At 62.6% G+C, this 25,107-nt stretch carries 20 protein-coding genes; 18 read left to right on the top strand and 2 right to left on the bottom strand.

Annotated features, from left to right (window positions below; all coding sequences use genetic code 11):
- Position 1 precedes the first annotated feature (1 nt).
- Genes ftsL through murB form a run of 10 tightly spaced genes read left to right on the top strand, consistent with a single transcriptional unit; the run spans position 2 to position 12,480 of the window.
- Entirely contained in the window at positions 2-550 is a 549-nt protein-coding gene (ftsL, locus tag AC245Y_RS14895) for a cell division protein FtsL (protein ID WP_017994722.1), read from the top strand.
- Positions 550-2,310, top strand: coding sequence for a peptidoglycan D,D-transpeptidase FtsI family protein (locus tag AC245Y_RS14890; RefSeq protein WP_012758292.1), 1,761 nt, complete (start codon positions 550-552; stop codon positions 2,308-2,310). The genes ftsL and AC245Y_RS14890 overlap by 1 nt, the downstream gene beginning before the upstream one ends.
- Before the next feature lie 6 nt (positions 2,311-2,316).
- Positions 2,317-3,837, top strand: coding sequence for a UDP-N-acetylmuramoyl-L-alanyl-D-glutamate--2,6-diaminopimelate ligase (locus tag AC245Y_RS14885; protein WP_017994721.1), 1,521 nt, complete (start codon positions 2,317-2,319; stop codon positions 3,835-3,837).
- Positions 3,834-5,267 (top strand): UDP-N-acetylmuramoylalanyl-D-glutamyl-2,6-diaminopimelate--D-alanyl-D-alanine ligase, encoded by a 1,434-nt coding sequence (locus AC245Y_RS14880; protein WP_017994720.1) that lies wholly within the window; start codon positions 3,834-3,836, stop codon positions 5,265-5,267. The genes AC245Y_RS14885 and AC245Y_RS14880 overlap by 4 nt, the downstream gene beginning before the upstream one ends.
- Positions 5,268-5,289: 22 nt before the next feature.
- Positions 5,290-6,390 (top strand): phospho-N-acetylmuramoyl-pentapeptide-transferase, encoded by a 1,101-nt coding sequence (mraY, locus tag AC245Y_RS14875; RefSeq protein ID WP_003541415.1) that lies wholly within the window; start codon positions 5,290-5,292, stop codon positions 6,388-6,390.
- 7 nt (positions 6,391-6,397) lie between these two features.
- Entirely contained in the window at positions 6,398-7,810 is a 1,413-nt protein-coding gene (murD, locus tag AC245Y_RS14870; protein WP_012758289.1) for a UDP-N-acetylmuramoyl-L-alanine--D-glutamate ligase, read from the top strand.
- Position 7,811: 1 nt separating this feature from the next.
- On the top strand, positions 7,812-8,966 hold the full coding sequence (gene ftsW / locus AC245Y_RS14865) for a putative lipid II flippase FtsW (protein WP_012758288.1): 1,155 nt from the start codon (positions 7,812-7,814) through the stop codon (positions 8,964-8,966).
- A 6-nt stretch (positions 8,967-8,972) separates the two neighbouring features.
- A complete protein-coding gene (gene murG, locus AC245Y_RS14860) occupies positions 8,973-10,097 on the top strand; it encodes an undecaprenyldiphospho-muramoylpentapeptide beta-N-acetylglucosaminyltransferase (RefSeq protein ID WP_017994719.1) in 1,125 nt (374 codons plus the stop codon).
- Positions 10,094-11,509 (top strand): UDP-N-acetylmuramate--L-alanine ligase, encoded by a 1,416-nt coding sequence (gene murC / locus AC245Y_RS14855; RefSeq protein ID WP_012758286.1) that lies wholly within the window; start codon positions 10,094-10,096, stop codon positions 11,507-11,509. Before murG ends, murC begins: the two co-directional genes overlap by 4 nt.
- Entirely contained in the window at positions 11,506-12,480 is a 975-nt protein-coding gene (gene murB, locus AC245Y_RS14850; protein WP_012758285.1) for a UDP-N-acetylmuramate dehydrogenase, read from the top strand. Before murC ends, murB begins: the two co-directional genes overlap by 4 nt.
- 3 nt (positions 12,481-12,483) lie before the next feature.
- Here the strand turns inward: murB and AC245Y_RS14845 are convergent, their stop codons facing one another.
- The gene (locus AC245Y_RS14845) at positions 12,484-13,413 is read right to left on the bottom strand and encodes a UDP-glucose 4-epimerase family protein (RefSeq protein ID WP_012758284.1); all 930 of its coding nucleotides are present in this window, start codon (positions 13,411-13,413) and stop codon (positions 12,484-12,486) included.
- Between the two features lie 114 nt (positions 13,414-13,527).
- Positions 13,528-14,841: an MFS transporter gene (locus AC245Y_RS14840; RefSeq protein ID WP_026157426.1), complete on the bottom strand. Its 1,314-nt coding sequence runs from the start codon at positions 14,839-14,841 to the stop codon at positions 13,528-13,530.
- 269 nt (positions 14,842-15,110) lie between these two features.
- Here AC245Y_RS14840 and aqpZ point away from each other — a divergent pair, with 269 nt between their 5' ends.
- From aqpZ to recN, 8 genes are all read left to right on the top strand, one after another.
- The gene (gene aqpZ, locus AC245Y_RS14835) at positions 15,111-15,797 is read left to right on the top strand and encodes an aquaporin Z (protein ID WP_012758282.1); all 687 of its coding nucleotides are present in this window, start codon (positions 15,111-15,113) and stop codon (positions 15,795-15,797) included.
- A gap of 273 nt (positions 15,798-16,070) precedes the next feature.
- Complete coding sequence (locus AC245Y_RS14830) at positions 16,071-16,997, top strand: D-alanine--D-alanine ligase (protein WP_012758281.1); 927 nt, start codon at positions 16,071-16,073, stop codon at positions 16,995-16,997.
- Positions 16,985-17,917 carry a cell division protein FtsQ/DivIB gene (locus AC245Y_RS14825; protein ID WP_012758280.1) on the top strand — a complete coding sequence of 311 codons (933 nt, stop codon included), beginning with the start codon at positions 16,985-16,987 and terminating at the stop codon, positions 17,915-17,917. The genes AC245Y_RS14830 and AC245Y_RS14825 overlap by 13 nt, the downstream gene beginning before the upstream one ends.
- Positions 17,914-19,245, top strand: a complete 1,332-nt coding sequence (gene ftsA, locus AC245Y_RS14820) for a cell division protein FtsA (RefSeq protein WP_012758279.1) — start codon at positions 17,914-17,916, stop codon at positions 19,243-19,245. The genes AC245Y_RS14825 and ftsA overlap by 4 nt, the downstream gene beginning before the upstream one ends.
- Before the next feature lie 55 nt (positions 19,246-19,300).
- Complete coding sequence (gene ftsZ / locus AC245Y_RS14815; RefSeq protein ID WP_017994717.1) at positions 19,301-21,019, top strand: cell division protein FtsZ; 1,719 nt, start codon at positions 19,301-19,303, stop codon at positions 21,017-21,019.
- Between the two features lie 263 nt (positions 21,020-21,282).
- A complete protein-coding gene (lpxC, locus tag AC245Y_RS14810) occupies positions 21,283-22,239 on the top strand; it encodes a UDP-3-O-acyl-N-acetylglucosamine deacetylase (RefSeq protein ID WP_012758277.1) in 957 nt (318 codons plus the stop codon).
- A gap of 256 nt (positions 22,240-22,495) precedes the next feature.
- On the top strand, positions 22,496-23,365 hold the full coding sequence (locus AC245Y_RS14805; protein WP_011652788.1) for an outer membrane protein assembly factor BamD: 870 nt from the start codon (positions 22,496-22,498) through the stop codon (positions 23,363-23,365).
- A 5-nt stretch (positions 23,366-23,370) separates the two neighbouring features.
- Positions 23,371-25,044, top strand: coding sequence for a DNA repair protein RecN (gene recN / locus AC245Y_RS14800; protein WP_012758275.1), 1,674 nt, complete (start codon positions 23,371-23,373; stop codon positions 25,042-25,044).
- The last annotated feature ends 63 nt before the right edge of the window (positions 25,045-25,107 follow it).

Below are 25,107 nucleotides of genomic sequence, written 5' to 3'. Positions count from 1 at the left end.
TATGCTGAAAACGTTCGATCTCGTCCTCATCGGCGTCATGACGGCCACCGCCGCCGTGACCTACACGATCAAGCACCGCGCCGAATTGAAGCTCGAGGAGGTTCATCGCCTCGAAGCCGAGATCAAGCTCGAGAAGGACACGATCGACCTTCTCAAGGCCGACTGGGCGCTGCAATCGCAGCCGAACCGGCTGGAGCGGCTGGTCAAAGCCTACAATGACGAATTGAAGCTGCAGCCGACGGAATCGACGGCGCTCGTGCATGCCAAGGAATTGCCGATGCTGAAATCCGAGGTTCCCGTGCCTGACGTGACGGAGGCTAAGGCCAGCGCCAAAGGCGCGACCGTGGCCAGCGCCAAAGGCGCGACCGTGGCCAGCGCCAAAGGCGCGACCGTGGCCAGCGCCAAAGGCGCGACCGTGGCCAGCGCCAAAGGCGCACCAGACACCAAGGGCGCGCAAGCCACCGCCAAGGCGCAGCCCATTCCGATGCCTGCGCCACGCGGCGAGGCAGAGGATGCAGACCAGATCGAAACCGGATCGGTGGAGGAATAATGTCGTTTCTTTCCCGCATTATGGTTTTGAAGAGCCAAGCGCATTTCTCCGCCGGCGTCTATAACCGGTTCGGCGGTCCTTCACCCGCTGGCCTGGCGATCGAGGGATCGCGAAAGAAGAAATCAGGGCAGGCAAAAAGCCGCGTCGGCCTGCTGATCCTTGGTTTCATGGGCGTCTACGCCGTCATCGGCGGTCGTCTCGTCGAATATGCGATGAAGGATCAGGAGGTCGTCTCCAGCATTCTGCCGCCCGACCGGCTGATGGCTTCGCGGCCCGACATTCTCGACCGCAACGGCGAGGTGCTGGCGACCGACATCCGCACCGTCTCGCTGTTTGCCGAGCCGAACAAGATCGTCGACGCCGACGAGGCGGTCGAGAAGCTTGCAACGGTGCTGCCCGAGCTCGACGTCAGGGACACTTACAAGAAGCTCTCGGTCAAGACCTCGCATTTCGCCTGGCTGCGCCGGCAACTGACGCCGAAGCAGCAGAGCCAGATCCTGGCGCTCGGCATTCCCGGTATCGGTTTCCGGCCGGAGAAACGCCGCTTCTATCCGGGCGGGGCGACCGCCGCGCACATCCTCGGTTACGTCAACATCGACAACCGCGGTGTCGCAGGCATGGAGAAATTTATCGACGACCAGGGGCTTGCCGATCTCGCCTCCGTCGGCATGACCAGCGACCAGCCGCTCGAGCCGGTGCGCCTTTCGATCGACCTGCGCGTGCAGAACATCGTCCGGGACGCGGTCGTCAATGCCGTCACCAACTTCCAGTCCAAGGGCGCTGGTGCCGCGGTCATCGACGTGCATACGGGGGAAGTGCTGGCGATGGCATCGGCGCCGGATTTCGATCCGAACGATCCGCAGGAAGGCGCCAAGGAGGGTTGGCTCAACCGGATGACCAACGGCACCTTCGAAATGGGCTCGACCTTCAAGACCTTTTCGCTGGCCATGGCGCTCGATAGCGGCAAGGTGAAGATGACCGACAGTTTCGATGCCAGCAAATCGATCTATATCGGCGGCTTCACCATTCACGATTTTCACGGGCAGCGCCGCTGGCTGACTGTTCCCGAGATTTTCCAGTATTCTTCGAATATCGGTACGGCGCGCGTCATCGACATCGTCGGCATCGACGCGCAGAAGGAATACCTGACCAAGTTCGGGCTCTTGACGAAGATGCAGACCGAACTGCCCGAAGTGAAGATGCCGAGCCAGCCGCGCGTCTGGAAGAAGATCAATTCGATCACGATTTCCTTCGGCCATGGCGTTTCGACGACGGCGCTGCAGACAGGGGTGGCGGCTGCTGCTCTCGTTAATGGCGGCAAGCTGATCGAGCCGACATTCCTGCCGCGCACCCGCGAACAGGCCGATGAGATCGCCACGCAGGTCATTAAGAAGACCACCAGCGACGAGATCCGCTATCTGCTCGACTTCAACGGCTACAAGGGTTCCGGGCGTGTCGCCCGCGTGCCGGGCTTTGGCGTCGGCAGCAAGACCGGCACGGCAGATAAGGTGGTGAACGGGCGCTATTCGGCAACCCTGAATTTCAATTCCTTCATCGCCGCATTCCCGATCAACGATCCCAGATATGCCGTGATCACCTTCTGCGACGAGCCGAAGACCGGCGAGAAAGCCTATGGCGGAACGATCTCCGCCGGCACCGCCGGTCCGATCGCCCGCGAGATCATCAGCCGTGCGGCTCCCATTCTCGGCATCGAGCCGAAATTCGGGGAGGGCGGATCGGCCTTGCTGGTGTCTTATTGAGTGTGAATGAATATCGACGCCGATTCGCGAGGGGTGAACCGGCTTCAAGAGAGAAAAGTGCATTCGATGAAATTGCGAGACTTGGCCGGAGATCAGTTTCCGGAACTTGAAGCACAGCTCGAAGGCCCGGCAGGGCTGCTTGATATTTCAGGCCTGTCTTCGGATAGCCGCAAGGTGGCGCCGGGCAATGTCTTCGTCGCGGTCGCCGGCACCAAGGCCGACGGCGCGGGCTTCATCGTGGATGCCGCCGGCCGTGGCGCTGCCGTCGCCATCGCCTCTCAAGCCATCGATGCTTCGATCCCCGTGTTTGCGGTCAAGGAGCCGCGCCGTTTCCTTTCCATCGCCGCCGCGCGTTTCCACGGCAAGCAGCCCGATACCATGGTCGCCGTCACCGGCACGGCCGGCAAAACCTCGGTCGCTTCTTTCACCCGGCAGATCTGGGCGTATGCGGGCCACACGGCCGCGATGATCGGCACGACGGGCGTCGTCTCGCCGACGCGCAACGAATATGGCTCGCTGACGACGCCCGATCCGGTGTCTCTGCACCAGCTGCTGGCCGAACTCGCCGGAGAAGGCGTGACACATGCCGCGATGGAAGCTTCCAGCCACGGTCTCGACCAGTGCCGGCTCGACGGCGTCAGGCTTGCCGCCGCCGCCTTCACCAATCTCGGCCGCGACCATATGGATTATCATCCGACCGTCGAGTCCTATATGGCCGCCAAGATGCGGCTTTTCGATACGCTGTTGCCGAAGGGATCGCCGGCGGTGATCTTTGCCGACGATCCGTGGTCCGCGCAGGCGATCAAGGCCGCGACCGATGCCGGTCATGACATTCGTACCGTCGGGCGAAAGGGCGATTACCTCTCGTTGAAGCGCGTCGAGCACTTCCGCCACAAGCAGATGGCCGAGATCCATATCGGCGGCGAGATCTTCGAGGTGGACATTCCGCTGGCCGGCGATTTTCAGGTGGCCAACGCGCTGGTCGCAGCAGGGCTTGCCATGTCGACCGGTGTTGAGGCGAAGGTTGCGATGGCCGCGCTCGAGAAGCTCGTCGGCGCGTCCGGCCGTCTCGAACTTGTCGGCCATACAAAAGATGGCGCGCTCGCCTATGTCGACTACGCCCACAAGCCGGATGCGCTGGAAAACGTGCTGGGCTCTGTCAGGCCCTTCACCACCGGCCGCGTCATCGTCGTTTTCGGCTGCGGCGGCGACCGTGACCGCGGCAAACGGCCGATCATGGGCGAAATCGCCTGCCGTCTTGCCGACGTCGTCATCGTCACCGACGATAATCCGCGTTCGGAGGAACCGGCCTCGATCCGGGCGGAGATCATGGCGGCGGCGGCCTGTGCCGCGGAAATCGCCGATCGCGCCTCGGCGATCCGCGAAGCGGTCAGCATGCTGAGATCCGGCGATACGCTGATTGTCGCCGGCAAGGGGCATGAGGAAGGGCAGACGATCGACGGCGTCACCCTACCGTTCTCCGATCATGCGGAGGTGCGCAGGGCTTTGGAGGAGTTGAAATCTTGAGCTGGCTCTGGACGACGGAAGACATGATCGCAGCGATGGCGGGGCGCCCTTTCGGCACGCTGCCCGAAGGCATCACCGGCATTTCCATCGACAGCCGCTCGACTACTCCAGGCGCAGCCTTCTTCGCGATCAAGGGTGACCGCGTCGACGGTCACGACTACGCCTCGATGGCGATGGCGAACGGCGCTTCCCTTCTCGTCGTCAGCGAGGCGAGGCTTCCCGCCATGGGCCGTCTGACGGTGCCGATGATCGTCGTGGAAGACGTGCTCGCGGCACTTGGCCGGCTCGGCCTTGCCTCGCGCGAGCGCTCTAAGGCCCAGATCATCGCGGTGACGGGATCTGTGGGAAAGACGACCACCAAGGAAATGCTGCGGCATGTGCTGTCGCCCTCCGGCAAGGTGCACGCCTCCGTCGCCTCCTTCAACAATCATTGGGGCGTGCCGCTGACGCTGGCACGCATGGCTGAGGATACGGATTACGGCGTCTTCGAAGTCGGAATGAACCATCCCGGCGAGATCCGGCCGCTGGTGGCGATGATCCGTCCCGATGTCGCCATCATCACGACGATCGCGCCGGCGCATCTCGGCAATTTCAAGAACATCAAGGAAATCGCCGCCGCCAAGGCCGAGATCTTCGAGGGGCTGGAACCCGGTGGGCATGTCGTGCTCAACCGCGACAACGACCAGTTCAATTTCCTCGACCGCACGGCGCAATCGCTCGGCATCGAGCATATCCATTCCTTCGGCCAGCATGCCAAGGCTGAATTCCGGCTCGCAGAATTCAATGGTTCCGACGAGAATTCGACGCTGTGGCTGACGATCGGCGGCGAGACGCTGGAAGTTGCGCTCGGCGCGCCGGGCCGCCATATCGCCGAGAATGCGCTCGCAGCGCTCGGCGTCGTCAGGATCGTCGGCGCCGATATGCAGAAGGCGATCGAAGCGCTTGCGACGCTGAAGCCGGAAAAGGGCAGGGGCAAGCGCCACCGGCTTTCGATCGGCGGCGGCAGCTTCACGCTGATCGACGAGAGCTACAATGCCAATCCGGCCTCGATGCGCGCGGCGATCGCGCTGCTGGCGGCCTCCGAGCCGACCGGCCGCGGACGCCGTATCGCCGTGCTCGGCGACATGCTGGAAATGGGCGACTATGCGCAGAAGGTCCATACCGACCTTGCCGTGCCGCTGCTTGCTGCCGGTATCGAACATGTCTGGCTCGCAGGAGCGGAGATGGCTGCGCTCAAGGAATCGTTGCCGGAAAGCGTCCATGTCGAATATCGCGAGAACACGGACGAATTGACGGACTATGTATTGAACTCGGTCGCGCCAGGCGACGTGTTGATGGTGAAATCGTCTCTGGGCATCGGTTTCGGCAAGATCGTCGCCGCGCTCCTTGACAAGTTCCCGCCATTTGCCGACACGCAACGCGAATTTTGATCGGGTAAACAAGGGGCCCTGAATGCTGATCTGGCTTGTCGAACTGTCGGAATATTTCAAATTTCTGAACTTGTTCAGATATATTACCTTCCGCACGGGGGCTGCTCTCTTCACCTCAGCACTGATCGTCTTCCTGTTCGGGCCGACGATCATCAATTCGCTGCGCATCCGGCAGGGCAAGGGCCAGCCGATCCGCGCCGACGGGCCGCAGACGCATTTCAAGAAGGCCGGCACGCCGACCATGGGCGGGCTGATGATCCTCGCCGGCATCGTCGGCGCATCGCTGCTCTGGGCCGATCTTTCCAACGTCTATGTCGTCGCGACGCTGCTGGTGACGCTGGGCTTCGGTGCGATTGGTTTCTACGACGATTATCTTAAGGTAACGAAGCAGAGCCACATGGGCTTTTCCGGCAAGGCGCGTCTCGGCATCGAATTCGTCATCGCCGGCATCGCCGTCTATTTCATGATGCGCACCGCCCTTGCCTCGGGGATTGCCGGCTCGACTTTCGGCTCCTCGATCGCCTTTCCTTTCTTCAAGGACTTCATGATCAATATCGGCATCATGTTCGTCGTCTTCGGCGGCTTCGTCATCGTCGGCGCCGGCAATGCCGTCAACCTGACTGACGGTCTCGACGGGCTTGCCATCGTGCCTGTGATGATCGCCGCCGCCTCCTTCGGCGTCATCGCCTATCTCGCCGGCAACGTGGTGTTTGCGAATTACCTGCAGATCAATTTCGTGCCCGGCACCGGCGAACTCGCCGTCGTGCTTGGCGCCGTCATCGGCGCTGGTCTCGGTTTTCTCTGGTTCAACGCGCCGCCGGCCGCCATCTTCATGGGCGACACGGGGTCGCTGGCACTCGGCGGCACGATCGGCACCGTCGCCGTCGCCACCAAGCACGAGATCGTCATGGCAATCATCGGCGGCCTCTTCGTCATTGAGACGCTGTCCGTCATCATCCAGGTCGGCTTCTTCAAGATGACCGGCCGGCGTGTCTTCCTGATGGCGCCGATCCATCATCACTTCGAGAAGAAGGGCTGGACCGAGAGCCAGGTGGTGATCCGCTTCTGGATCGTTGCCGTCGGCCTTGCGATGCTCGGCCTTTCGACGCTGAAGCTCCGGTGAGGCGGCGATGATCCCGGTCACGACGCTCAAGGACAGGAAGGTCGCGCTCTTCGGGCTCGGCGGCTCCGGCTTTGCCACCGCCCGGGCGCTGGTATCAGGTGGTGTCGAGGTGACCGCCTGGGACGACAATCCCGACAGTGTCGCCAAGGCCGCTGCCGAAGGCATCAGGACGGAGGACCTGCACAGCATCGACTGGAGCCAGCAGGCGCTGTTCGTGCTGTCGCCCGGCGTGCCGCTCACCCATCCGAAGCCGCACTGGACTGTCGATCTTGCCCGCGCGGCCGGCGTCGATATCGTCGGCGATGTCGAGCTCTTCGTACGCGAGCGCCGCGCCCATGCGCCGGATTGCCCTTTCATCGCCATAACCGGCACCAACGGCAAGTCGACCACGACGGCGCTGATCGCCCATATCTTGAAATCCGCCGGCTACGACACGCAGCTCGGCGGCAATATCGGTACGGCCGTGCTGACGCTCGATCCGCCGAAGGCCGAGCGTTATTATGTCGTCGAATGCTCCTCCTACCAGATCGATCTGGCGCCGACGCTGGACCCGTCGGCCGGCATCCTGCTCAACCTGACGCCCGATCATCTCGATCGTCACGGCACGATGCAGCATTATGCCGATGTCAAGGAACGGCTGGTCGCCGGTAGCGATGTTGCAATCGTCGGCATCGACGACAGCCATTCGGCGCTGATTGCCGACCGCGTCGAGCGGGCGGGCGTCAAGGTGGTCCGCATCTCGCGCCGCAACGTCGTGGCCGACGGGATTTATGCCGAGGGCACCAGGCTCATCAAAGCTGCCGGCGGCGCGATGCTGCCTTTCGTCGATCTCGACGGCATCCAGACGCTGCGCGGCAGCCACAATGCGCAGAACGCCGCCGCAGCCGTCGCTGCCTGCCTTGCCGTCGGCGTGTCGGCCGATGACATCCGCGCCGGCTTTGCCTCGTTCCCCGGCCTCAAGCACCGCATGCAGCCGGTCGGGCAGCGTGGCCGTGTCGTTTTCGTCAACGATTCCAAGGCGACCAATGCCGATGCCGCGGCGCCGGCCCTTTCGAGTTATGATCGCATCTACTGGATCGCCGGCGGCCTGCCGAAGGCTGGCGGCATCACGACGCTCGCTCCCTATTTTCCGCGCATCGCCAAGGCCTATCTGATCGGCGAGGCGGCGGCGGAATTCGCCGCGACGCTCGGCGAGGCTGTTCCTTACGAAATATCGGATACGCTGGAGCGCGCCGTCGCGCATGCGGCCGCCGATGCCGAACGCGACGAGAGCGCCGCTTCGGCCGTGATGTTATCCCCGGCTTGCGCAAGCTTCGACCAGTATAAGAATTTCGAAGTCAGGGGCGAAGCCTTCGTCGGCCACGTGGCAGCGCTTGACGGGATTGCGATGCTGATCGGTCCGGCAACAGGAGAGAAATGACATGGTAAGCCGCGCGGAACGTGGGCCTCTGGCCGATTGGTTCTGGACCATCGACCGCTTCTTCCTGGCGATGTTCATCTTTCTGATGGGCATCGGCTTTATGCTGTCATTTGCGGCATCTCCTGCGGTCGCCGAACGCATCGGGCTCGAGCCTTTCCACTTCGTCAAGCGCCATGCCGCCTTCATGATCCCCTCGATCGGCGTCATGCTCGGGCTGTCGTTCCTGACGCCGCGCCAGGTGCGGCGCACCGCGATCCTGATCCTGATCATCTCGGTCGCCATGATGGTGCTGGTGTTGTTCGTTGGCCAGGAGGTCAAGGGTGGCAGGCGTTGGATCTGGATCGCCGGCCTTTCCATCCAGCCATCGGAATTCATGAAGCCCGCCTTCGTCGTCGTCTGCGCCTGGCTGTTTGCCGAACATGCGCGCCAGCCGGAGATCCCCGGCAATCTCTTTGCCATCATCCTGTTCGGCATCGTCGCAGCCCTTCTCATCGCGCAGCCGGACCTCGGCCAGACCATCCTGACCACGGCTGTGTGGGGCGGGATGTTCTTCATGGCCGGCATGCCGTGGATCTGGATCATGCTGCTCGGCATCGGCGGCGCCGGCGGCCTGCTCAGCGCCTATTACGTCTTCCCGCACGTTGCGTTGCGTATAGACAAATTCATGACCGGCGAAGGTGATACTTTCCAGATCGACACCGCGCGCGAGGCGATCATCCGCGGCAGCTGGTTCGGCCAAGGGCCGGGCGAAGGCATCGTCAAGCGCATCATCCCGGATGCGCATACCGACTTCATCTTCTCGGTCGCGGCCGAGGAATTCGGCATCGTCTTCTGCATGGCGCTCGTTGCGCTGTTTACCGTTCTGGTGCTGCGCGGCCTCTCGCATGCCTATCGCGAACGCAATGACTTCAACCGCTTCGCCGTCGCCGGCCTGGTGCTGCAGATGGGCATCCAGTCGATCATCAATATCGGCGTCAATCTCGAACTGTTGCCGGCGAAGGGCATGACGCTGCCGCTGATTTCCTATGGTGGCTCGTCCATGGTGGCGATCTGCGTCACCGCCGGCTTCATCCTGGCGCTGACCCGCCATCGACCGGAAAAACGCGCGCAGGACCGGAGCCTCTTCCGCGTCCCGCACGGCATGCCGGCGGAGTAGAAGACCATGAGCAAAGGCATCGTGCTGCTTGCCGCCGGGGGAACCGGCGGCCATGTGTTCCCGGCGGAGGCGCTGGCCTTCAAGCTGAAGGAGCGCGGCTATTCGGTGCATCTCGTCACGGACAGCAGGGCCGAGCGTTATGCCGGCAAATTTCCGGCCGAGGAGATCCATGTCGTGCCGTCGGCGACGATCGGCTCGAAGAACCCGGTTGCTGTCGCCCGCTCGCTGTGGACGCTCTGGAGCGGCATGCGGGCGGCAAAGAAGCTGATTCAGCGGCTGCGGCCTATCATCGTCGTTGGTTTCGGTGGTTATCCCACCGTGCCGCCGCTGCTTGCCGCCACCCGGCTCGGCGTGCCCTCGATGATTCACGAGCAGAATGCCGTGATGGGGCGCGCCAACAAGGCCTTGGCAACCCGCGTGCAGGCCATCGCCGGCGGGTTCCTGCCGGAGGGAGGCGCCGCCTTTCCAGACAAGACGGTGACGACGGGCAATCCGGTCCGCCCGGCGATCATCGCTGCGGCCGAGGTGCCTTACATGCCGTCGCATCCGGGCGAGGCCTTCAACCTCGTCGTCTTCGGCGGCAGCCAGGGCGCGCAATATTTCTCCAAGGCGCTGCCGACGGCGATCAGCCTGCTCGACGAGGCGCTTCGCGTGCGCCTGCGCATCACCCAGCAGGTGCGTCCCGAGGATATGGAAATGGTCAGCGGCTGCGTCGCCAAGCTGGAAATGGGGGCCGATATCGCCCCCTTCTTTACCGACATGGCCGAGAGGCTGGCGAGGGCGCATCTCGTCATCTGCCGTTCGGGCGCATCCACGGTTTCGGAAATCTCCGTCATAGGCCGGCCGGCCGTGCTCGTCCCTTACCCGCATGCTCTCGATCACGACCAGGCGGCGAATGCGGCGGCACTCGCTGCGACCGGCGGAGCGAAGGTGATCGCCCAGTCGGAGCTTTCGCCGGAGAAGATCGCGGCGATCCTGACGGCTGTCATGAACGATCCGGAAAAGCTTTCGCACATGGCGGCGGCGGCGAAACGCGCCGGGAAAACCGATGCCGCGAACTTGCTTGCCGACATGGTTGAGGCTATTGCCGCCAGACGGACAATTGCGGAATTCAAGAGGACACGCGCATGAAACTGCCGAAGACGATCGGCCTCGTCCATTTCATCGGCATCGGCGGCATCGGCATGAGCGGTATTGCCGAGGTGCTGCATAATCTCGGACACAAGGTGCAGGGATCGGACCAGGCCGACAGCGCCAATGTCCAGCGCCTGCGCGACAAGGGCATCGAGGTGTTCGTCGGTCACCGGCCTGAAAACCTGGGTGAGGCCGAAGTCGTCGTCGTCTCGACGGCGATCAAGAAGAGCAATCCGGAGCTCATCGCCGCGCGCGAAAAGCTGCTGCCGGTGGTGCGCCGTGCCGAAATGCTGGCCGAGCTGATGCGCTTCCGCAATGCGATCGCCATCGGCGGCACGCATGGCAAGACGACGACCACCTCGCTGGTCGCCACACTACTCGAAGCCGGCGGGCTCGACCCGACCGTCATCAATGGCGGCATCATCAATGCCTACGGCACCAATGCCCGCATGGGCGAGGGCGAGTGGATGGTGGTCGAGGCCGACGAATCGGACGGCACCTTCCTGAAACTTCCGGCCGATGTCGCCGTCATCACCAATATCGACCCGGAACATCTCGATCATTACGGCAATTTCGACGCCGTGCGTGCAGCCTTCCGGCAGTTTGTCGAGAACGTGCCGTTTTACGGCTTCGGCGTCATGTGTCTCGACCATCCCGAGGTGCAGTCGCTGGTCGGCCGCATCGAGGACCGCAAGATCATTACCTATGGCGAGAACCCGCAGGCCGACGTGCGCTTCAAGAATGTGCGCATCGACGGCACGCGCTCAATATTCGACGTCGAAATCCGCCGCCGCCGCACAGGCCAGGTGATCGAGCTCAAGGGGCTGGTCATGCCGATGCCGGGGCGCCATAATATTTCCAACGCAACGGCGGCGATCGCCGTTGCCAACCGGCTCGGCATATCGAGCGCCGATATCGCCAAGGGGCTTGCCTCCTTCGGTGGCGTCAAGCGTCGTTTCACGCTGACCGGCGAGTGGAACGGCGTGCAGATATTCGACGATTACGGCCATCATCCCGTCGAGATCAAGGCGGTGCTGCGCGCCGCCCGAGAGTCCTGCAAGGGGCGTGTCATCGCCGTCCACCAGCCGCATCGCTTTAGCCGTCTTGCGAGCCTGTTCGAGGAATTCGCCGCCTGCTTCAACGATGCCGACAGCATCTTCCTGGCACCGGTCTATGCGGCGGGCGAGGATCCGATCGAAGGCATCGATTCCGTGTCGCTGGTCTCACGCATCAAATCCGGCGGCCATCGCGACGCCCGCTTTATAAACTCGGCGGAGCTTTTGCCGCAGATGGTCGCGGAGGTTGCAAAGCCTGGCGATTTCGTGGTTCTGTTGGGGGCTGGGAGCATCACATCCTGGGCGGCGGCGCTGCCCAAGCAACTGGAAGGCCTATCGGGAAAGTCCGTATGAAACAGGTGAATGGGGAAAAGCTTCTCGCGTCTCTCGGAGACGGTGTAAAGGATATCCGCGGCCGTATCACGCCGGATGCCCCGATGGACCGTGTCACCTGGTTCAGGGCCGGTGGCCTGGCCGAGCTGATGTTCCAGCCGCATGACATCGACGATCTCATCGCCTTCCTGAAGATATTGCCGGAAGAGGTGCCGCTGACGGTGGTCGGCGTCGGCTCCAACATCCTGGTACGCGACGGCGGCATTCCCGGCGTCGTGCTGCGCCTGTCGGCCAAGGGGTTCGGCTTCGTCGAGCTTGCCGGTGAAAACCGCATTCTCGCCGGCGCCATCTGCCCGGACAAACATGTGGCGGCGATGGCGATGGACAACGGCATCGGCGGCTTCCATTTCTTCTACGGCATTCCCGGCGGTATCGGCGGCGCGGCGCGCATGAATGCCGGCGCCAACGGCGTCGAGACGCGCGAGCGGCTGATCGAAGTCCATGCGGTCGACCGCAAGGGCGACAAGCATGTGCTTTCCAACGCCGAGATGGGTTATTCCTACCGGCATTCGACCGCATCGACAGATCTGATCTTCACCTCGGTGCTGTTCGAGGGCTATCCGGAAGAGCGCGCCCAGATCCGCACCGAGATGGACGCTGTGCGCAATCATCGCGAGACGGTACAGCCGGTGCGCGAAAAGACCGGCGGCTCTACCTTCAAGAACCCGGCCGGCCATTCGGCCTGGAAACTGGTCGACGAGGCAGGCTGCCGCGGCCTCGTCATCGGCGGAGCGCAGATGTCGTCGCTTCACTGCAACTTCATGATCAACATGGGGCAGGCAACCGGCTACGATCTCGAATATCTCGGCGAACAGGTGCGTCGCGAGGTCTTCGAAAAAGACGGCATCAAGCTCGAATGGGAAATAAAACGCCTCGGCGTCTTCATGCCCGGCCGAGAAGTGCGTCCGTTCCACGGCGTGACGAGCGAGTAGCGGTTACGTCACCGCAAGCTTCAGGCCTTCGCGCGGTGTGACGACGGGCGACCAGCCAAGCACGTCGCGGGCGTGGGATATATCGACCTGCAGGGAACCGCAAAGACGCTGGTAGACCGCGTCCTTTCCGGTGACGCGCGCACCCATCTGCAACAGTGCTGGGGGGAAGGGGAGCAGCATCGGCTTGACACCTAGCCCTGCGGCAATCCCTTCGATAAGCCCGGGAGTCGAAAGATCTTCTCCATCGCCTGCGAGAAAGGTCTGGCCGGCAGCACCCGGATGCTTGATCCCGGTGATGATCAGATCGACGAGATTTGGAAGGGCGACCAGGGTCCGGAGGTTCTTCAGCGACGCGAAGGGGAGCGGTATCTTCTTCCGGACAAGTCCGACGAGCAGGGCGAAGTTGCCCTTCGCACCGGGTCCATAGACGAGCGGCGGGCGAATGACGACGACTTCCATGCCTGTTCGAGCGGCGATTTCATGCAGCCCGATTTCAGTTTCCAGCTTCGAAATGCCATAGGGATCGATCGGCATTGGCGTATCGTCATGCCGGAAGGGCCGATCGTTCTCCTCGCCATTGACCTTGATGCTGCTGATGAAGACGAACCTTTTTACGCCCGCGCGGGCGGCCTGCTCGGCGAGGTTCAACGTGGCGGCGGTGTTGATCCGACGAAATTCCGCAAGCGGATCGGCTGCGCGGTCGTTCATGATGTGAACACGAGCGGCGAGATGGACGATGACATCAATGCCCTCGAGAACCGCTGTCCAATCGGTTTCGCTTGTTATCTCGATGGGGAAATGCCGCACTGATGTCGGGAAGCTGGCGGCTGCAGATCGCGTCGTCACCGCGAGCTCGGATATCCGCCCTCTATGCAGTCTTTCGACGAGAGGCCCACCGACAAAGCCGGCTGCGCCGGTAATGAGGCATCGCATGATCTTTTCCCGTTTTGCCGTGAGTGTTCCGGTTAACCGGAACTGCTCACGGCATCAATAAAAAAGCCGCGACGTTGGCAAGTCGCGGCTTGTTGTTTGCTTGCTGCTCGAGGCTCAGACTTCCTCGCGGCCCGACAGCCGGATGCAGACGAGCGAGATCACTGCCGAGGCGGCGAGATAGTAGCCGACATAGTCCAGGCTGTAATGGGTGGCGAGCCAGGTGGCGATATAAGGGGCGAGCGAAGCGCCGAAGATGCCGCCGAGGTTGAAGGTCATCGAGGCGCCGGTATAGCGCACCGTGGTCGGAAAGGGGGCGGCCAGGGCAGCGCCGATCGGGCCGTAGGTGAAGCCCATCAAGGCGAGGCCGATGATCGAGCACAGGAAAGCGCCGGTCAGACCGCTGGTCAACAGCGTCGCGTAGAAAAAGCCGAAGATGGCGATGGCAATCGTCGTCAGCGTCAGGATGGTGCGGCGCGAATAGAGGTCGGAGAGCCAGCCGGAGAGCGGGATCGTCAGGCCGAAGAACAGGACGCCGACAAGCTGGACGACCAGGAACTGCTCGCGGGAGTAACCGAGCCCACCCTTTTCCAGAGGTGTCGTACCCCAGGAGAGCGTGAAGACCGTCATCAGGTAGAACAGCACGAAGGTCGCCACAGCAATGAAGGTGCCGAGGATCAGGCTTCGCAGATGGTCGCGGAAGACGACCTCGATCGGTACGGCAACGCGCTCGTGCTTTTCGACGGCTTTGCGAAATTCCGGCGTCTCGGCGATCTTCAGACGGACATAGAGGCCGACGGCGACGAGGGCGAGGCTGGCGATGAAGGGAATGCGCCATCCGTAGTCGAGGAAATCCTCGTTGCTCATCGTTTCCGCCAGGATGAGAAAGAAGCCGGAGGAGAGGATGAAGCCGATCGGCGCGCCGAGCTGCGGGAACATGGCGTACCAGCTGCGCTTGCCGGGAGGAGCGTTTTCGGTGGCAAGCAGAACGGCGCCACCCCATTCGCCGCCGAGGCCGAGGCCCTGACCGAAACGGCAAAGGGCCAGCAACAGGGGTGCTGCGATGCCGATCGCATCATAGCCTGGCAGCATGCCGATCAGGACCGTCGAAAGCCCCATCGTCATCAGTGCGGCGACGAGCGTCGCCTTGCGGCCGATACGGTCGCCGAAATGACCGAAAACCACGGCGCCGATGGGGCGGGCGAAAAAGGCGATCGAGAAGGTGACGAGCGACTGCAGCGTTGCGGCGTTCGAATCGCTTGCCGGGAAGAAGAGATGCGGGAAGACGAGGACGGCTGCTGTCGCGTAGACGTAGAAGTCGAAGAATTCGATGGTGGTGCCGACAAGGCTGGCGATAAGGACGCGGGCCGGAGAATTGACTTGCGTGCTGTTCGAGGCAGGAGTCGGCGATGCGGAGATCGCGTCAGGCATTTTCATTCCAATCAGTATTTTTGTGAATCGCCGTGGGAGGCCGGCGGGTTTTAACGCTATTTCAGGTCTGTGAAAACGTCAAAACATGGAGTGTTCACAGGGGACGCTGCCCGCATGCGTTACCGGCTCGCGGTCCCCGGCGTCATCTCGAATCCTTGGGTTTTCCTGCCTTGCGCGAGGCTTGCCACGGTGACGCTCACATGCTTGACCGGAATCAAATTGTAACGGATTCATTGCTAACCCTCTGGTTGAGGGCGGAGGAAATATCCATGCAAAAGAGTCTTGTCGCCGAATTTCTCGGCACGTTCTGGCTGGTCTTCGGCGGATGCGGCAGTGCCGTGCTGGCCGCGGCCTATCCCGAGCTTGGAATCGGTTTTGTCGGCGTGGCCTTTGCGTTCGGTCTGACCGTGCTCACGATGGCCTATGCCGTGGGCGGCATTTCGGGCGGTCATTTCAATCCCGCCGTCTCGCTTGGCCTTACAGTTGCCGGACGGTTTCCGGCGGCGCGCCTCGTTCCCTATATCGTCGTGCAGGTTGTCGGCGCCATCGCCGCGGCGGCGCTGCTTTATCTCATCGCCAGCGGCAAGGCGGGTTTCGAACTCGGCGGCTTTGCCGCCAACGGATATGGCGAGCACTCTCCGGGTGGTTATTCACTGCTTTCGGCGCTGCTGATCGAAGTGCTGCTGACCATGTTCTTCCTGATCATCATCCTGGGTTCGACCAGCAGCCGGGTGCCTTCGGGCTTCGCGCCGCTTGCGATCGGCCTCGGCCTGACGCTGATCCATCTCGTTGCCATCCCCGTGACGAATACCTCGGTCAATCCAGCGCGTTCCACCGGCCAGGCGCTTTTCGTCGGCGGCTGGGCGCTGCAGCAGCTCTGGCTGTTCTGGATTGCGCCGCTTGCGGGTGGAGCGCTCGGCGGGCTCGTATGGAAATTCCTCGACGACGCCGACTGACTGCAAGATAGCGAGCTATCCCATTGAGCCCGCGCGGTTTTTCCGTGCGGGTTTTTCTGTTTTCGCGGATCGGCGGCGTCTTCGATCTGGCAATCCCGAAGAAGAGAAGGTTAAAAAATCAAGGGCGCGGCAATACGAAGTTAACGAAAGTAAACACTTCATTAACCATAATGATGCTCTAATGCACCCAGGTCGGACAAAGGCCTGAAACGACGCAGACAGCTTCGCGCAAGCGTCGATTTCGAAACTGGAAGTTATTTTTTGGGGGTGTTGATGAGTCGCAAGCATGTCGCTGTCCTGATGGGCGGATTTTCCTCGGAAAGGCCTGTCAGCCTTTCCTCGGGAAAGGCTTGCGCAGAAGCCCTCGAGGCAGAGGGCTTCGACGTGACGCGTATCGACGTGGCGCGCGACGTTTCCGAGAAGCTTGCTGCGCTGAAGCCCGATGTCGTCTTCAATGCGCTTCACGGCCCGTTCGGCGAGGACGGCACCATTCAGGGCATCCTCGAATATCTTGAAATCCCCTATACGCATTCGGGCGTGCTTGCCTCGGCGCTGGCGATGGACAAGGACAAGGCGAAGCTCGTTGCCGGCGCCGCCGGCATTCCGGTGGCCGAATCGCAGGTGGTCAACCGTTTCGCCTTTCCCGCGACGCATCCGATGAAGCCGCCCTATGTGGTGAAACCCGTCCGCGAAGGGTCGAGCTTCGGCGTCGTCATCGTCACCGAAGATCAGGCGCATCCGCCACAGATCGTCAGCTCGCCCGAATGGCGCTACGGCGAAGAGGTGATCGTCGAGCGCTATGTTTACGGTCGCGAACTCACCTGCGGTGTCATGGGTGAAACTCCGCTCGGTGTCACGGAAGTGGTGCCGCAGGGACACAATTTTTATGATTACGACTCCAAGTACGCGGCAGGCGGTTCAAAACACGTCATCCCCGCGAAAATTTCACCGAATATTTACCAAAAAATACAAACATTGTCCCTAAGGGCGCATCAGGCAATCGGTTGTCGCGGCGTCAGTCGGTCCGACTTTCGTTACGACGATCGTTTCTCCGAAGACGGCGAAATCATCTGGCTGGAAGTCAATACCCAGCCAGGTATGACCCCAACCTCGCTCGTGCCCGAAATGGCCGGTCATGCCGGCTATTCGTTTGGTCAGTTTCTCCGGTGGATGGTGGAGGACGCGTCTTGTTTGCGTTGACAGTCAAAAGGATAGGGCGCCCCAGCCATCATGCCGTGCTTCCGATCATGGAAGCCGAAGAGCGGTTCGTGCTGCCGCGTCCGCTGCGCCGGGTCACGCGCTTTCTGATCAGTCTCTGCAGCGGCCGCATTTACATTCCTGTTCATACCGGCACGGTCTCGGCGCTCGCTTTCTTGGGCGCGACGGGGCTTTACGGCATGTCGCTCGGCGGTCACACGGAAGCCGTCGCGCAGGCGACAACGACGGCCGCGGGTTTTGCGATCGAGGACGTGAAGGTCTCCGGCAATTCGGAAACCTCCGAAATCGAGATCCTGCAGTTGATCGGCCTTGACGGCACGACCTCGCTGGTCGCCCTCGACGTCGATGCCGCCCGCCGAAAGATCGCGCATCTTCCCTGGGTCGAAAATGTCGAGGTCCGCAAGATCTATCCGAAGACGATCGAGGTGAAGCTTAAAGAGCGCCAGGCCTATGCGATCTGGCAGCACGGGCAGGAGCTTTCCCTGATCGAGAAGAACGGCAGCGTCATTGCGCCGCTGCGGGACAACAAGTTTTCGGCGCTGCCGCTCGTCGTCGGCCGCGATGCCGAAACGGCGGCGGCTTCGCTCGACGATGCCTTCTCGAAATGGCCCGACGTGAAGGCCCGCGTGAAGGCCTATGTCTGGATATCCGGGCGTCGCTGGGACCTGCATATGGACAACGGCGTCGTCGTCAAGCTCCCGGAAGACGGTATCGACCAGGCACTGGCGACGCTTTCGAAGTTCGACAAGGAGCACCAGCTGCTGGAGCGGGACATTGCCGCAGTCGATCTCAGGCTGGCCGACAGAACCGCGATCCAGCTGACGCCGGAGGCGGCGGTCCGCAGGCAGACGGCAGTGACGGAGCGTACGAAAGAATTGAAGAAGGCGGGGCAGAATATATGAGCTTGTTCGGTTCATCCCATTTCGGATTGCCGCGCCTGAAGCCGCTTTCGTCGAAGCGGTCACATGTCGTTTCGGTGCTCGACATCGGTTCGACCAAGGTCGTCTGCATGATCGGCCGGCTGACGCCGCGCGAGGAAAGCCAGATCCTGCCGGGCCGCACGCACAATATCGAGATCATCGGCATCGGTCACCAGCGTTCCCGTGGCATCAAGACCGGCGTCATCGCCGATCTCGACGCGCTGGAAGGCGTCATCCGTCTCGCCGTCGACGCGGCCGAGCGCATGGCGGGGCTGACCGTCGAAAGCCTGATCGTCAACCTGACGGCTGGCCGCCTCGGCAGCGACATCTATACCGCGACGATCGATCTCGGTGGCCAGGAAGTCGAACTCAACGATCTGAAGAAGGTGCTGTCGGCCGCTTGCCAGCAGTCGCTGCGCCAGGACCGCTCGGTGCTGCATTCGCTGGCGACCGGCTTCTCGCTCGACGGCGAGCGCGGCATCCGCGATCCGCTGGCGATGTACGGCGATGCGCTCGGCGTCGACATGCATGTGGTGACGGCGGAGCGCTCGGCGCTGAAGAACCTCGAACTCAGCGTCAATCGTGCGCATCTGTCAGTCGAGGGCATCGTCGCGACGCCCTATGCATCGGGTCTTGCGGCTCTCGTCGACGATGAGGTCGAGCTCGGCTGCGCGGCGATCGACTTGGGCGGCGGCACGACGACGATCTCGGTCTTTGCCGAGGGCAAGCTCGTTCATACGGATGCCGTCGGCCTCGGCGGCCATCACGTCACCACCGACCTGGCGCGCGGTCTTTCGACCCGCATCGAGGATGCGGAGCGGCTGAAGGTCGTGCATGCCTCGGCCCTTTCGAATTCCTCCGACGAGCGCGAGTTGATCTCGATCCCGCCGATCGGCGAGGACGATCGCGACCAGCCGTCGCAGGTGCCGCGGGCGCTGGTTTCTCGCATCGTCTCGGCCCGAATCGAAGAGACGATGGAACTGATCCGCGACCGCATCCAGCGCTCCGGCTTCAGCCCGATCGTCGGCAAGCGCGTCGTGCTGACCGGCGGAGCGAGCCAACTGACCGGCCTTGCCGATGTGGCGCGGCGCATCCTTGCCCGCAACGTCCGCATCGGCCGTCCGATGGGCGTCTCGGGGTTGCCGACGGCGGCCAAGGGTCCGGCCTTTTCGACGGCCGTCGGCCTGATGATCTATCCGCAGGTCGCGGACATGGAGACACATGCGTCACAGAGCGGTCTGCTCATGTCGCTTGGAGGAAATAACAGCCGCATCGCCCGTATGGGCCAGTGGCTGAAGGAAAGCTTCTGAAATTGCGTAATTGGCCGGCGTGGCGATGCGGCCAGAGAGAGAAGGAACAGGTACCATGACCATCAAGCTGCAAAAGCCTGACATCACAGAGCTGAAGCCGCGCATCACCGTGTTCGGCGTTGGCGGCGGAGGCGGCAATGCCGTCAACAATATGATTACCGCCGGCCTCCAGGGCGTCGATTTCGTCGTCGCCAACACGGATGCGCAGGCGCTGACGATGACGAAGGCCGAGCGCATCATCCAGCTCGGCGTCAACGTCACCGAAGGCCTCGGTGCCGGCTCGCAGCCGGAAGTTGGCCGGGCGGCCGCCGAGGAGTGCATCGACGAGATCGTCGATCACCTGAACGGCACGCATATGTGCTTCGTCACCGCCGGCATGGGCGGCGGCACCGGCACAGGTGCTGCTCCGGTTGTCGCACAGGCGGCTCGCAACAAGGGCATCCTGACGGTCGGCGTCGTCACCAAGCCGTTCCATTTCGAAGGCGGGCGCCGCATGCGCCTGGCCGAGATGGGCATCCAGGAACTGCAGAAGTCTGTCGATACGCTGATCGTCATTCCGAACCAGAACCTTTTCCGCATTGCCAACGACAAGACGACCTTCGCCGATGCCTTCGCCATGGCTGACCAGGTTCTCTATTCGGGCGTTGCCTGCATCACCGACCTGATGGTCAAGGAAGGCCTCATCAACCTCGACTTCGCCGACGTCCGCTCGGTGATGCGCGAGATGGGCCGGGCGATGATGGGCACCGGCGAAGCTTCCGGCTCCGGCCGCGCGCTGCAGGCTGCAGAGGCTGCGATCGCCAACCCGCTGCTCGACGAAACCTCGATGAAGGGCGCCCAGGGCCTGCTGATCTCCATCACCGGCGGTCGCGACCTCACCCTCTTCGAAGTCGACGAAGCCGCGACCCGCATCCGCGAGGAAGTCGATCCTGACGCCAACATCATCCTCGGCGCCACCTTCGACGAATCGCTCGAAGGCATCATCCGCGTCTCGGTCGTCGCAACCGGCATCGACCGGGCGATGAACGAAGCCGCCGAACGCAACCTCCAGCCGGCAGCAAGGCCGGTTATCCGTCCCTCCGCGGCTGTTGCTCCGGCAGCGGCCGCAGTTCAGCCTGCCCCCGTGATGCAGGCACCGAAGGCCATGGATCCGATCGCGCAGACCATCCGCGAAGCCGAGATGGAACGCGAGCTCGAAATTCCGGCCCCGCGTGCTGCCGCATCGCTGCAGCAGCCGGCTCCACAGCAGGAGGCCTTCCGTCCGCAGAGCAAGATTTTCGCGCCTGCACCGGAAGCTCCGGCAATGCGTCCGGCACCGGTACAGCAGCAGGCTCCGGCGCCCGCCATGAGCCAGCCGGTCATCAGCCGGCCGGTCCAGCAGCAGCCGATCCGGCAGGAGCCGGTCATCCGTCAGGCGCCCGAACCGATGCGCATGCCGAAGGTCGAGGATTTCCCGCCGGTCGTCCAGGCCGAACTCGACCACCGCACGCAGCCGGCGTCTGCCCATGCGGCGGAGGAGCGCGGTCCGATGGGCCTCCTCAAGCGAATCACCAATTCGCTTGGCCGTCGCGACGACGACGCCGTTGCCGCCGATATGACCGCAGCACCGCCGGCCGCTTCGCAGCAGCGCCGTCCGCTGTCGCCGGAGGCAAGCCTCTACGCACCGCGTCGCGGCAACCTCGACGACCAAGGTCGCGCGGTTCCGCAGGCCCGGATGATGCAGGAAGACGACCAGCTGGAAATCCCGGCATTCCTGCGTCGCCAGTCGAACTGATACCGTGCTTCGGCACCCGTTCATGCCCGGGATCAAGGTCCCGGGCATTGCTGTTTTTCAGCCTGCGATTCGCGAGCAATTTCAATCGCGTGACTTCGTAACAAAGCGAAAGAAACAGTGATTTGGATTGGAGCGTCGGCGCACGTAAGTATGGTCGCAAGAAAACTGCCCTGGGAGTCTTTTCGACGGCTCCTTATGCAGAATGAACGATGACCGTGCCGATCGGACAGACCGCCGGTACGGAAGAATAAAAGGCAGAGTTTATGGCAATTGGCTTGCTGGGTTTTCAAACGACGGTATCGCGTCCCGTGACGCTTTCGGGCACCGGGGTCCATTCGGGCGCGGAAGTGTCGATCACCCTGAACCCGGCCGAATCGGACACCGGCGTCGTTTTCCAGCGCCTGCATGACAATGGCGACATCACCGAACTCAAGGCCGTCTCCTCGCAGGTAGGCAATACCGACCTCTGCACCGTGCTCGGCTTCTCGCCGGCCCATTCGGTTGCGACGATCGAGCATGTCATGGCCGCCGTCTATGCGCTCGGCCTCGACAATGTGGTGATCGAGGTGCAGGGCTCCGAAATGCCGATCATGGACGGAAGCTCGCTGCCTTTCGTCGAGGCAATCGAGCAGGTCGGTCTCGTCTCCCTCGGCGTCAAGCGCCGCTATATCCGTATCACCAAGCCGGTGCGAATTGAGCATGGCGGCTCCTGGAGCGAATTCCGTCCTTATGACGGTACACGCTTCGAAGTCGAAATCGATTTCGAGTGCCCGCTGATCGGCCGGCAGAAGTGGGCCGGCGATATGACGCCCGCCGTCTTCAAGGCCGAGCTTTCGCGCGCCCGCACCTTCGGCTTCATGCGCGATGTCGAACGTCTCTGGGCGTCGGGCCACGCGCTCGGGTCCTCACTCGAAAATTCCGTCGTCATCTCGGACGACAACACCGTCATCAACGTCGAAGGGCTGCGTTACGCCAAGGATGAATTCGTCCGCCACAAGACGCTCGATGCCGTCGGCGATCTGTCCCTTGCCGGCGTCCAGTTCATCGGTTGCTACCGTTCCTATCGCGGCGGTCACAAGATGAATGCCAATGCGCTGAAGGCGCTGCTCGCCGATTCCTCCGCCTACGAAGTGGTCGAGACGTCGACGCCGCGCCAGCGCGTCGCTGCCCGCGAACTGATCGCGGTCAGTGCTTCGGAATTCGCTCCCTGGTCGGCATGACCTCCAGCATATTCTCAAGACCAGGCCGCCTCTTTCCCGGAGGCGGTTTTTTTATGTCCGGCGTGTCTACGGCAATAGACCGATGCTTGGCCGCCACAGGTCGGGAAGAAGTTGAAAAGCCGATCATTCTGCGGCTGCTGCCACAAAAATGCGTTAATGCCTTATCATTGCGTTGCTCTTGATGCACATTTGTGGCTAGAAACGCCAGCGAGGCGTGGCTGCCGTGGAGAGAGCGGCAGCAGTGGGGTTCTTTCGAATGGGTTATGCAGGATCTGAAGGTATGATGAAGACAGCGCGCGCTTTGTTCGCATCGCTTCTGGTGCTCAGCGCAGGCGCCTTGATCTCCGGTTGCCAGTCGGATCCCGACATCGACATCACCAAGCTCGGTCTCGAAACCGATCCGCCTGACGTGCTCTACACCCAGGGCCTGGCCAATATGAAGGCAGGCAACATGGCGGAAGCGGCGCGCAAGTTCGACGCGATCGATCGCGAGAACCCGTTTTCCGAATGGGCGCGCAAGGCGCTTGTGATGAGCACCTTCGTCAAATACCGCCAAGGCCGTTTGGACGATGCGCTTGCTTCCGGCAACCGCTACATGTCGCAATATCCGAAGTCCCAGGATGCTGCCTATGTGCAGTATCTCATCGGTCTCACCTATTCCAAGCAGATCGTCGACGTGACGCAGGACCAGCGCGCCTCGGCCAAGACGATCGAGGCGATGCAGGCCGTCATCGACAATTATCCAAACTCCGAATATGTCGACGACGCACAGGCCAAGATCCGCTTTTCGCGCGACCAGCTCGCCGGCAAGGAAATGCAGATCGGCCGCTACTACATGGAGCGGAAGGAATATCTCGCCGCGATCTCGCGCTTCCGTATCGTCGTTGAGAAATATCCGAATACGAACCAGATCGAAGAGGCCTTAGCGCGTCTCGTCGAAGCTTATTACGCCATGGGCATCGTCGACGAGGCGCAGACAGCCGCTGCCGTTCTCGGTCACAATTATCCCGACAGCCAGTGGTATGCTGATTCCTACAAGCTGCTGCAGAGCGGCGGTGCCGAGCCGCGTGAAAACAAGGGCTCGTGGATCGCGGCAGCGGGCAAGAAACTTCTTCTCGGTTCCTGAGGCCAATGCTGATCCAGCTTTCGATCCGCGATATCGTCCTGATCGAGCGGCTGGATCTTGCCTTCGAGACCGGCCTCTCCGTCCTGACGGGCGAGACCGGGGCGGGTAAATCCATCCTGCTCGACAGCCTGTCGCTGGCGCTCGGTGGACGCGGCGACGGCGACCTGGTGCGTCATGGCGAGGACAAGGGCCAGGTGACGGCGGTGTTCGACGTCGGCATGGAACACGGCGCCCGCACACTCCTGCGTGAAAACGGCATCGACGACGAGGGCGATCTGATCTTCCGCCGTCAGCAATCGGCGGACGGACGCACCAAGGCCTATGTCAACGACCAGCCGGTCAGCGTGCAGCTGATGCGCCAGGCCGGTCAGATGCTGGTCGAAATTCACGGCCAGCACGACGATCGCGCCCTTGTCGACACCAATGCCCACCGCACCCTGCTCGATGCCTTTGCCGGCCTCACCGACGAGGTTTCGGAAGTCTCCCGGCTCTATCGCCTGTGGCGCGACAGCGAGCGGACGCTGAAGAACCACCGGGAGAAGGTGGAAAGCGCGGCGCGCGAAGCCGACTACCTGCGCTCGTCGGTCGAAGAGCTCGAGAAGCTCTCGCCGCAGGATGGCGAGGAGGAAGAACTCGCCGATCGCCGGCAGAAGATGATGAAGGCCGAGCGAATCGCCGGCGATATCGCCGAGGCGTCCGAATTCTTGAACGGCAATGCCTCGCCCGTGCCCCATATCGCCTCGCTGGTGCGCCGGCTGGAGCGCAAGAGCCATGAGGCGCCGGGGCTGCTCGAAGACACCGTGACGCTGCTCGATGCCGCGCTGGACCAGCTTTCCAACGCGCAGATGGAAGTCGAGGCGGCACTGCGCAAGACCGAATACGATCCAAGAGAGCTGGAGCGGGTGGAGGAGCGGCTTTTCGCGCTCAGGGCCGCCTCGCGCAAATATTCCGTGCCCGTCACCGAGCTGCCGGCACTTGCCGTGCGCATGATCGCCGATCTTGCCGATCTCGACGCGGGCGAGGAGCGGCTTGCTCGGCTCGACGCCGAGGTCGGCCTGGCGCGGGAAAATTACGATGCGGCGGCGCGCTCGCTGTCCGACAAGCGCCATCATGCCGGCACCGCACTGGCTGGGGCCGTCATGGCTGAGCTGCCGGCGCTGAAACTCGAACGCGCCCGTTTCATGGTCGAGATCACCACGGATGCGGGCGAGGCGCTGGCCGAAGGCATCGACGTCGTCGAATTCCATGTTCAGACCAATCCGGGCACGCGACCGGGCTCGATCATGAAGGTCGCCTCGGGCGGCGAACTGTCGCGTTTCCTGCTGGCGCTGAAAGTGGCGCTCGCCGATCGCGGATCGGCCCCGACGCTCGTCTTCGACGAAATCGATACCGGCGTCGGCGGCGCGGTGGCCGATGCGATCGGTCAGCGGCTGAAGCGGCTGTCGGAGCGGGTGCAGGTGTTGTCGGTCACGCATGCGCCGCAGGTCGCGGCGCGGGCGGCGACGCATCTCTTGATTTCCAAGGGACCGTCGGCCGACGGTTCGGAAAAGATTGCCACCCGCGTCGCGACGATGGCGCAGAAGGATCGCACCGAGGAGATCGCCCGTATGCTGGCCGGGGCTTCCGTTACCGAAGAGGCGCGGGCGGCGGCGAAGCGGCTGCTGGCCGGCAACGGCTGATTTTTCTTCCGACGCTCTTTCCGCTTAGGCCGGCGGGATGACAATCATCCCGTGGCGCGATAT

Source organism: Rhizobium sp. SRDI943 (assembly GCF_057653695.1).
The sequence above is the reverse complement of the archived record's forward strand: the minus strand, read 5'-3'. Positions and strand labels throughout refer to the sequence as shown.